Raw genomic sequence first — 12659 nt, forward strand, 5'->3', positions numbered from 1 at the left:
ACATCAGCCGCTCCCGCGGCGGGCGCTCCCTCACCCAGCCTGATCCAAACGAAAGACCCTTGGCCGCCCAGAATCCGTACAGCGGGCCGCCGGGTCAGGACCCTGTCACCGGGCCGATGCCGAGGTATGCCAGCAGGGCGTCGAGTTCGCGGTCGAGTTCGAGTCCGACGTCCGCGATGGCCGGGTTGCCGAGTCCGGCGAATACGGTGCTGGGCTGGTCGATCGCGAAGACAGTGTGGCCGTCGGCGTCCTCGTAGAGCGCGATGCGCAGAGGCGCGTAGAGCAGCGCGGCCGGGTCGTGGCGGAACATGCGTTCCGCGATGACGTGGTTGCCCATGAGGTATTCGACGCAGGGACGGTCGTGGCCGGCCAGTGACATCAGGGGTGTTGTGTCGACGGTGGCATAGATCACGAAGGTGTGAGGCGCGTTGGCGGCGACCGCCGACTTCATCTCGTCCCAACTGGCCCGTGTCTCGGTCAGTTCGGCCATCCGCCGGGTGTCGAGCGGTGGTACGGCGAGTTCGAACCGGGAGCGGAACTCGTCGAAGGAGGCATCGACAACGATCCTCAGACGGGTCATGGAGTGGGTCGTCGACTGAATCGCGACAGAAGGTGAGACCGTCATATCGCTCATCCCTTCCGGTGAAGGTCTCCAAGCGGCACATCGCCCGCCACTCGGCCGGACAGCGGTGCCGCGCGGTCGGGCACCGTGACACAGACACCGCCCACACGCGGTCAGGTCGCGCGCCTGTGCCCGATGACCCTTTCCACCGAACGTAACCCCGTAGCTTTCGATATGCAACTCAGGTTGGAGGCGGCCGCCGCTGCGGGATGCCCGCTCAGCGAGCAGGTTCGGGTACGGCGTCCGCGATGAGAACAGGCTCCGGGGAGTGCCAGGGCCGCAGCCAGGCGATCTCGCTGCGTACTGCCTCCCGGCCGCAGTTCTCGCAGAACTGGCGTGCGTCGAGAGTGTGCCCGCAGACCGAGTGCAGGACTCGCATGGGCTCGGCCGGTTCGGCGGGAGACGTATGCGCCTCGCCCCAGGCGGCCAGCGCGTTCAGTACGGGAAGCAGATCGACGCCCGCTGCGGTGAGCCGGTACTCGTGGCGGCCCCGGCCGCTCTCGTCGCGGTAGGCCGCCTTGGTCAGCAGCCCCGTCTCCACCAGACGGCCGAGGCGATTGGAAAGGATGTTGTCGGCGATTCCCAGCTCCGAGCGGAATTCGTCGAAGCGCGTCATGCCCAGCGTGGCATTGCGCATGATCAACAGGATCCATCTGTCCCCGACGACCGAGGACGCCCTTCCGATTGGGCAGGCCACGCCCGCGTACGACGACCGCTGTCCGCGCATCGCACGTTCACTCCCTCTCGTCCTGGCGCGCCCGCATGGCTTTTATGGTGCAAGTCAGCATCAACGAGTTTACCTCGCGACTGCCGGACTCGGCATGGATCTCCCTGGTCACGGGCAGCCGGAACGGCTCACGGTCGAGGATTCAGTCGGCCGAGGATTCAGTCGGTCGGCGATTCAGTCGTCGTAGTGGAGGGTGCCGTCGAGGTCCATGGTCGGGTGGATTTTCATGGGGCCGTATTCGTCCTGGTCGCTGGGGCGCGGTGGTTCCGGTCCGTCGGGGCCCATACGGACGGCCCGTTCGACGCGGCAGATCCGGAACAGGCGGTCGTTCACACGTGCTTCGTTGGCACGGCCGGCGGCTTTGAATTCCTCGGCCGCCTGCGCGTATGTGGCCTTCTTGTCCTGGTCGAACTCGTAGAGCCTGGCCCAGGTTTCGGCCATCCCGTCGTAGAGAAGACGCCGGGCGTCGTGCGGCGTGGGCATCAGGACGCCGCGAGGCCGCCACCCTTCACCGAAGCGCTCGGCCACGCCGAAACAGACGGGCAGCAGGGTGACGTCCGGGTAAGCCGCCGCCGCCCGCTCGGAGTCCGCGCGGACACCGGCGGGAAAGCGGGAGCCGGGGTACGTGAAGGTGCGCAGCGACAGCTTCAGGGCGCCCGCGATCAGGCCGTCGTCCCGGCCGGGATCGAGGACGAAGTCCACGTCCGGGTCCGCGGTATCGTAAGGTCCCTCCCACAAGGCGTCGCGCGCTTCCCCGTCGGTGGGCCGCGGCGGCTCCAGTCCGTCCGTGCCACTGCGCGCGAACTCGTCGCCGCGCACCACGCGGTAGCGCGTACCGAGGACCTCCAGTTCGTTGACCGGTTCGTCTTCGAGCACCGCCACCGCGGCCAGCAGCTCGCGCCGCACGCCCGGGTCGTTGGTGTCGTCCTTGGCCTGGAACCAGAGGTGGGAGTTCAGGCCGTCCCGGGCCTGCTGAGGCATACCGTCCGACGCCGGCTTCAGTATCCGCCAGTCCGGTCCGGCCGCGGGATCCTGTACGGCGATACCGAAGACCGGTCCGCGCAGGGTGATATACGGATAGCGCTGGGAGGCGTCCACCGCGTCGGCTTCTCTCACCCATGCGGCGGGATCGTCACGGCGTACCAGCCCCGCGTGGAGTGCTTCGAGTTGTCGCTTCCAGTCATCGGCCACGTATGCATTGTCGCAACTCCCGAGCGGGATATTGACCGAATGCCTCAAGTGACCATTTTCATGACCACCCTTGGTGGGCCAGCTCCACGCCGCGGTCGGCCTGTTCGCCGTTCGTACGGAGGTCCGGGACCGCGCTGTCGGGCTCTGTCCGTCAGAGGTTGTCAGAGGTGGCTGATAGAACCCAGTGAACAGCCACCGGGTTTGGAGTGTCGGGAGCCAGGTCTTGTCTTATGTGCACCACGTCGAGCAGTTCTACGGACTGCCCGCATTCACTTTCTCGCCCTATGTGAACCCCGTGGATCTGCCTGATCCAGGTTTGGTGGCCTGGCGTCTCCAGTGTGAAGAAATTGCCACGTGAGACGGACTACTGGGCGACGACGACTACGGCGGCGGGACAACGGTCGGCATCTCGCTCCGCTGCTCACGGGTGAGGGCAAGCCCGCACTGCGCCATCTGGGACTGCAGAACAGTCCGGTTCCGGCTCGGTGGCGCCGGCCGATCGCTGCCGGAGTCCCCCCATCCCGGTGACACGGTGCTGATCAGCACCGGCCGTGGCCGCTATGGGAAATGGCTCGACTGGGGCGACGAGGTGTCCGCATTCCAGGTACTCGTCGCGGCCGGAGAGTTGATATGCAGCCCGTACGCCGCCGCCACGCGACTGATCGCGCTCGGCCTCCGGCTGCCGTACACCCCTGAACCCGTTGACGAGCTGATCCTCAAGTCTTCGGAAGAACACGGAGAACACCACGGTGCTCGCTGGCTCTACGGGACTCCGCCCGTCGGACACATCCTCGCTGTCGCGCAGGAGACGGGACGCCGTCCGGCGGACATCGTCGCCCGGCTGACGGAGCTCGGCTACGACCGACCGGCCGCGCCCGACCATCCGGAGGCCGACGACCTCATCATCCTCAGCGAGGAACTCGACGGCCGCGGGCCCTGGTTGGTGAAGAACACCGTTGTCGGGCTGTCGATGCGGCACATTCTGCGTGCGGCTCTCGCCACGGGACGGAGCCCTGCGGAGATCGCCGAGAGGCCAGCCGCGCTGGGACATCGGCTGCACGAGAACGCGAACCTGCCCGCGGTCGCCGACGAGGCGGACATCCGGCTGCTGGCGACGCTCGACCGCTCGTACCCTGGACAACGTCCACCTTGAACACGTTCTACGCAGCGCGAGTCTGACAGGGAGGAGCCCGGCGGATGTCGCGTCGCGCCTGACCGCTCTCGGCCACCGGCTACCCGACGATGTGGCCTACCCAGAGGTACGGGGCTCCCTCGCGGCGGCGGAGTAGCGGTTCACTCCGCCGATCGGGGACCAGGTCCGGGTGACGATGCCGACGCCGTCGGCGACTCCGCGCCGACGTGGACGGAGGCGCGCCGGTTCCGTCCAAGGTGTCTACGGCGGCGTGGACGTCGTACGTGACAACGGGCGGGCCAGATGCGGCATTGGTGGCGTTCCGTCGTCATTGGCATCGTGGCCGCCATGTGGCGGCTGTGTCACGTCTACCCGCGTCCTCTTGCGGAATTGCCCCGGAGCCATCAATCTTTCGGCTGGCGCACCGAGTTGGCTCCCCACCCTGGATCTGTCCGATCGGTCCCGTTTCTCCGATTGACATGGCCATGCCGTAATAGCACACAGCCCCAAGCGGCGTCCGCCGGCTCCAGGCGCGTCGAAAGGCACCACACCCCATCCCGCCATCAGCGCACCACCTCTTGAGGAGGACCCCTCACATGGCAGTAACGCGTCCCGCCCGGCGAAGATTCGGCCTTGCCATCGGTACGGCAGCCGCCGCGGCCCTCGTACTCGGCGCCGTCTCCGCGCTCCCCGCGAGCGCGGCCCCCCAGCAGGAGGGCCAGATCCAGTACGCCGGCGCCGCCGGCTCGATAGCCGACAGCTACATCGTCACCTTCCACGGTTCCGCCGCCAAGGCCGGCTCGGCCTCCGGCAAGGCGCTGGCCAAGGAGTACGGCGCCAAGATCGAGAGGACCTACACCAAGGCCCTCAACGGCTACGCGGTGCACCTCTCCGAGGCTCAGGCGAAGAAGCTCGCCGGCGACCCGGCCGTCGCCTCCGTCGTCCAGAACCGGACCTTCCACACCGAGGCGACCCAGACCAACCCGCCGTCCTGGGGCCTGGACCGCATCGACCAGAAGAACCTCCCGCTCGACAGCAAGTACACCTACCCCGACGCCGCGGGCCAGGGCGTCACGGCGTACATCATCGACACCGGCGTCCGGATCTCGCACAGCGACTTCGGCGGACGCGCCTCCAACGGTTACGACGCCGTCGACAACGACAACGTCGCCCAGGACGGCAACGGCCACGGCACGCATGTCGCCGGTACCGTCGCCGGCACCTCGTACGGCGTCGCCAAGAAGGCGAAGATCGTCGCCGTACGCGTCCTCGACAACGCCGGCTCGGGCACCACGGCGGGCGTCGTCGCGGGCATCGACTGGGTGGCGCGGAACGCCGTCAAGCCCGCCGTGGCCAACATGTCGCTGGGCGGTGGCGCGGACAGCACGCTCGACGCGGCCGTCCGCAACGCCATCGCGTCCGGCGTGACCTTCGCGGTCGCCGCCGGCAACGACGGCCTGAACGCCTCCAACTACTCGCCCGCCCGAGTCACCGAGGCCATCACCGTCGGCTCCACGACCTCCACCGACGCCCGTTCCAGCTTCTCCAACACCGGTACGGCGCTGGACATCTTCGCGCCGGGTTCGTCGATCACGTCGACGTGGAACACCAGCGACTCCGCCACCAACACCATTTCGGGTACGTCGATGGCGACCCCGCATGTGACGGGTGCCGCAGCGCTGTACCTGGCCGCCAACCCGACGTCCACGCCGGCCCAGGTCTCCTCCGGCCTGGTCTCCCTGGCCAGCACCGGCGTTGTCACCAACCCGGGTACCGGTTCGCCGAACCGGCTGCTCAACGTGCCCGGCGGTACGGTCACTCCGCCCGGCCCGAAGTTCGAGAACACCGCCAACTACACGATCAACGACAACGCCACGGTCGAGTCGCCGGTCACCGTGAGCGGTGTCGCGGGCAACGCACCGGCCTCGCTGAGCGTGCCCGTGAACATCGTGCACACCTACATCGGTGACCTCCAGGTCCAGCTGATCGCTCCTGACGGCTCCGCCTACACGCTCAAGGCGTTCGGCACCGGCGGCAGCGCGGACAACATCAACACCACCTACTCGGTGAACGCCTCCTCCGAGGTGGCCAATGGCACCTGGAAGCTGCGGGTGACCGACAACGCGTCGGCCGACACCGGCTACATCGACTCCTGGGCGCTCCAGTTCTAAGAAGCGCTATGTAAGAAGTGCTACGAAAGCGACACCGTCCGTCCGCGGGGCAGTACGCCCTGCGGGCGGACGCGGTGCGTCTTATGGGCCACACAGTTCCGGACACCGGACGCATGACAAGTTCCGCCGTCGGCACTCTCGTTGGCCGGAGAAATCGACCGGCGTGCTTGACAACGCGGGCGCCGGAAGCGGATGGTTTTTGTATCCGCCTTGCTTCGCCGGTCCGTCCGATCCGACGGGAGTGGTTGTGAGCGCGCCCTTCAATGACGACCATGGAGAATTACGCAGTACGGTGCGCCGTTTCCTGGCCGATAAATCGCCGGAGAACGAGGTACGCCGGCTGATGGAGGGCACCGAGGGATTCGATCCCGTTGTCTGGAAACAGATGGCCGGACAGTTGGGCCTCATGGGGCTGGCCATTCCGGAACGCTACGGCGGTTCCGGCGCCTCCTTCGTCGAATTGGCCGTCGTTCTGGAGGAGATGGGCGGCGCGCTGCTGTGCGCACCGTACTTCTCGTCGGTGGCCCTGGCCGCCAGTCTGCTGCTCGCGTCCGGCGACGAGACGGCGAAGGGCGACCATCTGCCGGGCATCGCCTCCGGGCGGACCGTCGCGACCGTCGCGCTGGCCGAGCGGTCGGGGCTGTGGAGCGAGGACGGTGTCACGCTGGAGGGCAGCCGGGCCGCGACCGGCGGCTGGCGGCTGACCGGCGAGAAGCACTATGTGCTGGACGGCCATGTGGCCGATCTGGTGCTCGTGGTCGCCAGGACGCCGGCCGGTGTTTCGGTCTTCGGTGTCGACGGAGCGGGCGACACGGACGGTTTCACGGCCACTCCGGTCCCGACCCTGGACCAGACGCGCAAGCTGGCCACTCTCTCCTTCGACCGGGTGCCGGCCCGTCTGATCGGCGCCGAAGGACGCGGCTGGGCCGCCGTGGCGAAGATGCTCGACCTCGCGGCCATCGCGCTCGCGGCCGAACAGGTCGGCGGTGCGCGGAAGGTGCTCGACATGGCCGTGGAGTACGCCAAACTGCGGGTGCAGTTCGGACGGCCCATCGGCAGTTTCCAGGCCATCAAGCACAAATGCGCGGATCTGCTGCTCGAAGTGGAGTCGGCGGGAGCCGCCGCCGGTTATGCCGCCTGGGCCGCCGCGGAGGACAACGACGAGGTACCGGCGATGGCGAGCCTGGCCAAATCGTACTGCTCCGAGGCGTATTTCCACGCCGCCGCGGAGAATATCCAGATCCACGGCGGTATCGGCTACACCTGGGAGCATCCGGCCCATCTCTATTTCAAACGGGCCAAGAGCAGCGAAATTCTCTTCGGTGATGCCACCGCCCATCGCGAACTTCTGGCCCAGCGCATCGGTATCTGAGTTCCCGACGTCTTGAGAGTTCCCGACGCCTTGAGGGAGACAACAGCAGTGGGACGAGCGCCCGGTGACATCCCGCCTTCCCGCACCGCCGCGGAGCTGTTCCGCCAGGACATCAGGGAATGGATCCGTACCCATGCTCCGGCCGGACTCACCGGCCCGCCGCCACGCCCGGCGGAAGCCGCCGTAGCCGAAGCCGCCATGGAGGAAGCCGCCGCCGAAGCCGCCGCCGTATGGGAGCGCAGTCTGCTCGACGCGCGGCTGATCTGCGCGGACTGGCAGCCGGAGTACGGCGGTTCGGGGCTGAGCCCCCAGGAATCGCTGGTGTTCGAGGAGGAGTGCGCCAGGGCGGGAGCGCCCCGGATCCGGCGCGGCGCCGGTGAGCGGATCGTCGGGCCGACCATCCTGGCGCACGGCACGGAGGAGCAGAAGTCCCGGCTGCTGCCCGGGATCGTCTCGGGCGAGCACACCTACTGCCTGGCGTACTCGGAGCCCGAGCACGGATCCGATCTGGCCTCCGTCGGTACGCGCGGCACGGTGACGGGCGACGAGATCGTCATCACCGGCCGCAAGGCCTGGGTCGACGGCGCGGAACGGGCCGACAGGGCGCTCGTACTGTGCCGGACCGGTGGTCCGGACGCGTCCGGCCACCGCGGTCTGTCCTGTGTGGTCGTACCGCTGGACAGCGGGAACGGCGTTGTCCGGCGTGTGGTGCGGCAGGCGGACGGTACGGCGGACTGCCGTGAGCTGAGCTTCGACCGCTCCCGGGCGCCGCTGCGCGATGTCGTCGGAGAGGTGAACGGCGGCTGGCGGGCGGTCATGACGGGCCTGGCCCATGAGCGGGCGGGCCGGGCGGCGGGCCGCCATCTCGGCTTCGAGGCGGAGTTCTGGGATCTGGTCCGGGAGGCCGACAAGACGGGCCGGTCGCGTGATCCCGTGATCCGTGACCGGTTGGCCTGGGCCTATACCAGGATCACTCTGCTGCGGCTGCTGGAGCGGCGCGCCGCGGCACGTACCGGAGCGGGCGCCGTGCCGGGCGCCGATGCCGCCGTGACGCATCTGCTGAGCGCCGAGTACCACCGCCGTTTCGGCGAGATCGCCCTCGACATCATGGGCGCGCCGGCGCTGGTCCGTCCGGACGGCGACGGCTACGCGACGGACCGATGGCAGGAGGCGCTTCTCACGGGACGGGCCGGGACCATCCGTTCCGGTACGGCCGAAATCCTGCGGGATGTCATCGCGGAACGGCTTCTCGGCCTGCCCAAGGAGCCTCGTGCAGCACGCCGCCGCCCGTCATAGCTCGGGCGACCGTGCACCGCGCCGCCGTGATGCCGTCCCCAAATAGGATGCGTTCCATGGTTATGACCCGTCAGACAATCACCGGTCTCCTTGCCCGACACAGTCCGCGAACCGAGGAGGAGCGCGCCGATGTGGCACAGGTGCTCGCCCTCGTGGAAGGGACCGACGACCCATGGGCGCGGTCGGCGCCCGTACACATCACGGCCTCCGCGCTGATCGTGCACCCGGACAGCGGCCGTGTACTGCTGCGCTGGCACCCGCGCCACGAGTCCTGGCTGCTGGTGGGCGGGCACGCCGACGACGGTGAGTACGACCCGCTCGCCGTCGCCCTGCGGGAGGGACGGGAGGAGACCGGGCTCACCGATCTGTCGCCCTGGCCGGACGCCGAGGTGCGGCACGTGGCGGTCGTCGCGGTTCCCGCGAACAGCAAGGAGCCCGCCCACCACCACGCCGATCTGCGGTTCGTGCTGGCGACACGGGATCCCGACGCGGCGCGGCCGGAGAACTCCGACGCACCGCTGCGCTGGATGGAGCCGGCCGAGGCACATGAGGCGATCGCCGAGGCCAATGTCCGGGACACCCTGTCCCGGGTGACGCAGCTACTCGTCTGAACACACCGGAGGGCCGGGGATGTACGCGGTACTGTCAGTGACGGACAAGACGGGCATCGTGGAGCTGGGCGCCGGTCTGCGTGACCTCGGTGCGACGGTGGTGGCGACGCGTGGCACGGCGGACCTGCTCGGGCGCGCCGGGACCGACGCCGTTGTCATCGGCGATCTGACCGGTGTCCCGGAGCTGATGGGCGGCCGGGTGCGCGCCTTTCATCCCTCGGTCTTCGGCGGGCTGCTGTACCGGCGCGGACACGCGGCGGACGAGGCGGACGCCAAGGAGTACGGCATCCCTCGTATCGATGTGCTCGTCTGCAACTTCCGTGATCTGGAGGCGGACGGAGAGCCGGGCGCCTCGATGGGATCGGTCGATGTGGGAGGCCCGGCCATGGTGCGTGCCGCCGCCAAGAACTTCGCCGATGTCCTGCCGGTCGTCGATCCGGCCGACTACGGCGCGGTGCTGGACGCGCTGGCCGCCGCGCAGGGCCGGGTCGATGCCACCGATCTGACGTGGCGTCAGGCGCTGGCGGCGAAGGCGTTCGCCCGGACCGCCGCGTACGACCGGTCGATCGAGCGGCTGCTCGGCCAACGTGCCGATCCTGCCTGACAGTTGGCGGAGAAGCACAGGTGAAAGGATCGCTAAATATCCTACTATATAGGTATGGATATCCGTGCGCTGCATGAGGAAGCACTGCGATCGACCCACCGGTTCGTGGCTGCCGTCGGCCCGGACCAGTGGGAATCCCCGACCCCCTGCGAGGCGTGGAACGTACGGCAGCTCGTCAACCATCTGGTGAGCGGCAACCTTTGGGTGGATGAGCTGGGACGCGGCCGGACCATCGAGGAGGTCGGGACGGATCTCGACGGCGATCTGCTCGGTGACGACCCGGTGGCCGCGCACCAGGCGTCGGTGTCGGCCGCGGCTGGCGCCTTCGCGGCCGACGGCGCGATGGAGCGTCTGTGGCCGCTGTCCTACGGTGCCAGGCCGGGCCGGGTGTACGCGCGACAGCGGTTCATCGATGTCCTGATCCATGGCTGGGACATCGGCCGGGCCACCGGCGAGGATCCACGGCTGCCGGCCGATCTGGTCCAGGAGTGCACGGACCTGATCACCGCCCGTCCAGGAATCCGTGCCCAGTGGGGTTTCGCCGATGTCACGGCCGGGCCCGGCGCCGATCCGCAGGCCCGGCTGCTCGCGCTCACGGGCCGCCGTTCCTGAGCCCGCCGCGCCGCCGCGCCGTCGGTCCCGTACCGGCATTGCGTCGCCGCCTTGAGCCGTCCGGCCGTTACACCGGCGGGCTCTGTCCGCTTCGCCGACCGTCTCCCTCCGGTGGATCCGCCGGAGGGACCTCCCCGTCCAGCGCGGCCAGTACCTCCTCCGTGTGCTCCCCGAGCAGTGGCGGCCGTCGATAGACCCCGGACGGCGTCGCGGTGAAGCGGATCGGGCAGTTGGGGACCACCACCGGACGGCCGCCGCCCGGCTGGTCCACGGCGACGAGCATGTCGCGGGCCCGTAGATGAGGATCCTCGAACAGATCGGCGGCGTCGTTCACCGGTCCCACTGGTACGCGCCCGCCGAGCTGCCGGGCGATCTCGTCGGTCGTCCGCTCCGCCGTCCACCGCGCGATGGCCTGCTGCACGATCCCGGTGTTGGCCACCCGGCTGCCATTGGTGGACGTACGCTCGTCACCGGCGAGTTCAGGGCGCCCGATCACCTCGCAGAGCACTTTCCAGTGATTGTCGGTCGGCGCCGCTATCGCGCACTTGCCGTCCTTCGTCGGATAGATGTCGAACGGGACCAGCTGCGGATGGCTGTTGCCGGTAGGCCGGCTGACGGCGCCCGTGTAGGAGTAGCGGTAGACGGCCGTTTCGCACAGCGACACGATCGAGTCCACCATGGCCACATCGACCATCTGTCCCTCGCCCGTGTTCCGGGCGTGCAGGACGGCGGCGAGGATGCCGATCGCGGACAGCGCGGAGGGATACAGATCGCCGATGGTCGGTCCCGCCCGCACCGCCTCCGCCTCGGAGGGCCCCGTCATGCTGATGAGTCCGCCCATCGCCTGCGCGATCACATCGTAGGCGGGCCAGTCGACGTACGGGCTGCGGCCGGTGCGCGGATCACCGAACCCGCGGATCGACGCGTAGACCAGCCGCGGATTGCGCTCATGGAGGGCCTCGTACGACAGGCCCCACCGCTCCATGACACCGGACCGGTAGTTCTCGACCACCACGTCCGAGGTGTCGATCAGCTTCAGCAGCTTCTCGCGGTCGGCGGGAGTGGTGAGATCGAGCACGATCCCCAGCTTGTTGCGGTTGATGCTGCCGAACAGTCCGCCGAAGCCGCGGACGGTGTCGTCCTTCGTGAACGGTCCGCTGAACCGCGGCAGATCGCCGACGGGCGGCTCGACCTTGATCACCTCGGCGCCCAGATCGGCGAGCATCATGGTGCAGAAGGGCCCGGAGACGGCCCGGGTGAGGTCTGTCACGCGGATTCCACGCAGCGGCCCCGAGGCGCCGGGCTGCATGGCGGAGGCGTGCTCATGACCATGGAGATGGGCGGAGGCGTCGCGGGGCGACGTCCTGTCGTCACTGGCCAATTCGTTCCGTCCCTTCCAAAGCGCCGATATCGGCGCGGCACAGATAGCGGACCGGCCGTATCGTCATATCGGCGGTCGCCCACAGCGCGGAGACCGGATGTGAGGGATGCAGCCGGGGCTCACCCCAGGCGGCGGCGTCGAACGCGGTCAGCGACGGCCGGCCACGGCCGGCCTCATGTATCTCGTAGGCGCGCTCGACCTGGAGGAACCTGATACCGGCCGGCGTCCGGGCGAGCTGGAGGGCGTCGGTGAACCGCAGATCGGCGGGGGAGAGCGGACGCGGATCGAGGAGATCCAGCGCGAGAGGCCGGAGTTCACCGCAGCGGACCACCGCCGTCGAGCCGTGGTACCGGCGGCGCAGCTCCACCTCGGCCGGGCGCACCCGGTACGCCCACCGCTCGGCGAGCAGCCGCGCGGCCTCGTCGCCCTGCACGAAGCACGACACATGCATGCCACGGCTGCGCGGGCCGCTGCGGCAGATGATCCGGGTCTCCGCCAAGGTGAACGGTCCGACGTCGCTCTCCTCCGCCTTGATGACCGTCACTGTGATCGCCGGCGGATTCACCGGATGCAGGGCGGGCGGGAGGACGGCCTGCCGCGCATCACCTCGCACCTCGTACACCGCCTGGAGCACCTCGGCTCCCCGGCACACCAGAGGCTCGGTCGCGGGAGCGGCGACGAACGGCGCGTCGGCGGCCATGATCTCCGGATCCGCGGTACCGCTGAGCATCAGCGTCCGCCTTCCGCGAAGTGCGGCATGACCTCCGCGGCGAACAGCCGCATACTGTCGAGGACTTGCTCCTGAGGCACCAGATTCGCCGTGTTCAGAAGGAAGTTGATCGCGTCCACGCCCACCGACTCCCATACCTTGATGGCCTTGACGATCCGCTCCGGATCGCCGATCGCGACACCTTCGGGCACCGGGCGCTGCCGGCTCCCC

The 12659-nt window shown here is 68.8% G+C and carries 12 protein-coding genes and 1 pseudogene; 7 read left to right on the plus strand and 6 right to left on the minus strand.

From position 1 onward, the window contains the following. Positions 1–94: 94 nt before the first annotated feature. From GA0115259_RS32890 to GA0115259_RS32900, 3 genes are all read right to left on the minus strand, one after another. On the minus strand, positions 95–580 hold the full coding sequence (locus GA0115259_RS32890) for a DUF302 domain-containing protein (RefSeq protein ID WP_237540663.1): 486 nt from the start codon (positions 578–580) through the stop codon (positions 95–97). A 259-nt stretch (positions 581–839) separates the two neighbouring features. After that, entirely contained in the window at positions 840–1349 is a 510-nt protein-coding gene (locus GA0115259_RS32895; RefSeq protein ID WP_093603729.1) for a winged helix-turn-helix transcriptional regulator, read from the minus strand. 174 nt (positions 1350–1523) lie between these two features. Continuing rightward, a complete protein-coding gene (locus tag GA0115259_RS32900) occupies positions 1524–2540 on the minus strand; it encodes a DUF5954 family protein (protein ID WP_093603731.1) in 1017 nt (338 codons plus the stop codon). A 532-nt stretch (positions 2541–3072) separates the two neighbouring features. Between GA0115259_RS32900 and GA0115259_RS32905 the strand changes: the two genes are divergently transcribed. The 7 genes from GA0115259_RS32905 (at position 3073) to GA0115259_RS32935 (ending at position 10338) form a co-directional block, all read left to right on the plus strand. Further along, a complete protein-coding gene (locus GA0115259_RS32905) occupies positions 3073–3693 on the plus strand; it encodes a wHTH domain-containing protein (protein WP_093603733.1) in 621 nt (206 codons plus the stop codon). A gap of 575 nt (positions 3694–4268) precedes the next feature. After that, positions 4269–5843, plus strand: coding sequence for a S8 family peptidase (locus GA0115259_RS32910; protein ID WP_093603735.1), 1575 nt, complete (start codon positions 4269–4271; stop codon positions 5841–5843). Between the two features lie 247 nt (positions 5844–6090). Then, positions 6091–7215: an acyl-CoA dehydrogenase family protein gene (locus GA0115259_RS32915; RefSeq protein WP_093603737.1), complete on the plus strand. Its 1125-nt coding sequence runs from the start codon at positions 6091–6093 to the stop codon at positions 7213–7215. 48 nt (positions 7216–7263) lie between these two features. After that, on the plus strand, positions 7264–8511 hold the full coding sequence (locus GA0115259_RS32920) for an acyl-CoA dehydrogenase family protein (protein ID WP_202450564.1): 1248 nt from the start codon (positions 7264–7266) through the stop codon (positions 8509–8511). A 56-nt stretch (positions 8512–8567) separates the two neighbouring features. Next, a complete protein-coding gene (locus GA0115259_RS32925; protein WP_093603739.1) occupies positions 8568–9122 on the plus strand; it encodes an NUDIX hydrolase in 555 nt (184 codons plus the stop codon). Positions 9123–9141: 19 nt separating this feature from the next. Next, the gene (locus tag GA0115259_RS32930) at positions 9142–9726 is read left to right on the plus strand and encodes a hypothetical protein (RefSeq protein WP_093603741.1); all 585 of its coding nucleotides are present in this window, start codon (positions 9142–9144) and stop codon (positions 9724–9726) included. A gap of 54 nt (positions 9727–9780) precedes the next feature. Then, complete coding sequence (locus GA0115259_RS32935) at positions 9781–10338, plus strand: TIGR03086 family metal-binding protein (protein WP_093603743.1); 558 nt, start codon at positions 9781–9783, stop codon at positions 10336–10338. A 67-nt stretch (positions 10339–10405) separates the two neighbouring features. Here the strand turns inward: GA0115259_RS32935 and GA0115259_RS32940 are convergent, their stop codons facing one another. From GA0115259_RS32940 to GA0115259_RS40785, 3 genes and pseudogenes are all read right to left on the minus strand, one after another. Beyond that, complete coding sequence (locus tag GA0115259_RS32940; protein WP_093603749.1) at positions 10406–11647, minus strand: CaiB/BaiF CoA transferase family protein; 1242 nt, start codon at positions 11645–11647, stop codon at positions 10406–10408. A 61-nt stretch (positions 11648–11708) separates the two neighbouring features. Then, positions 11709–12449: an acetoacetate decarboxylase family protein gene (locus tag GA0115259_RS32945; protein ID WP_161230527.1), complete on the minus strand. Its 741-nt coding sequence runs from the start codon at positions 12447–12449 to the stop codon at positions 11709–11711. After that, positions 12449–12659 (minus strand): annotated as a pseudogene (locus GA0115259_RS40785) (hypothetical protein); the annotation flags it as partial. The gene GA0115259_RS32945 and the pseudogene GA0115259_RS40785, both read right to left, overlap by 1 nt.

The organism is Streptomyces sp. MnatMP-M17, from assembly GCF_900091995.1.
Taxonomy (GTDB): domain Bacteria; phylum Actinomycetota; class Actinomycetes; order Streptomycetales; family Streptomycetaceae; genus Streptomyces.

Bases quoted from the DNA above. Each gene is read 5' to 3' on its own strand.
- GA0115259_RS32890 (WP_237540663.1), bottom strand. From the start codon at position 580: ATGACCCGTCTGAGGATCGTTGTCGATGCCTCCTTCGACGAGTTCCGC.
- GA0115259_RS32895 (WP_093603729.1), bottom strand. From the start codon at position 1,349: ATGCGCGGACAGCGGTCGTCGTACGCGGGCGTGGCCTGCCCAATCGGA.
- GA0115259_RS32910 (WP_093603735.1), top strand. From the start codon at position 4,269: ATGGCAGTAACGCGTCCCGCCCGGCGAAGATTCGGCCTTGCCATCGGT.
- GA0115259_RS32925 (WP_093603739.1), top strand. From the start codon at position 8,568: ATGGTTATGACCCGTCAGACAATCACCGGTCTCCTTGCCCGACACAGT.
- GA0115259_RS32930 (WP_093603741.1), top strand. From the start codon at position 9,142: ATGTACGCGGTACTGTCAGTGACGGACAAGACGGGCATCGTGGAGCTG.
- GA0115259_RS32935 (WP_093603743.1), top strand. From the start codon at position 9,781: ATGGATATCCGTGCGCTGCATGAGGAAGCACTGCGATCGACCCACCGG.
- GA0115259_RS32940 (WP_093603749.1), bottom strand. From the start codon at position 11,647: ATGCAGCCCGGCGCCTCGGGGCCGCTGCGTGGAATCCGCGTGACAGAC.
- GA0115259_RS32945 (WP_161230527.1), bottom strand. From the start codon at position 12,449: ATGCTCAGCGGTACCGCGGATCCGGAGATCATGGCCGCCGACGCGCCG.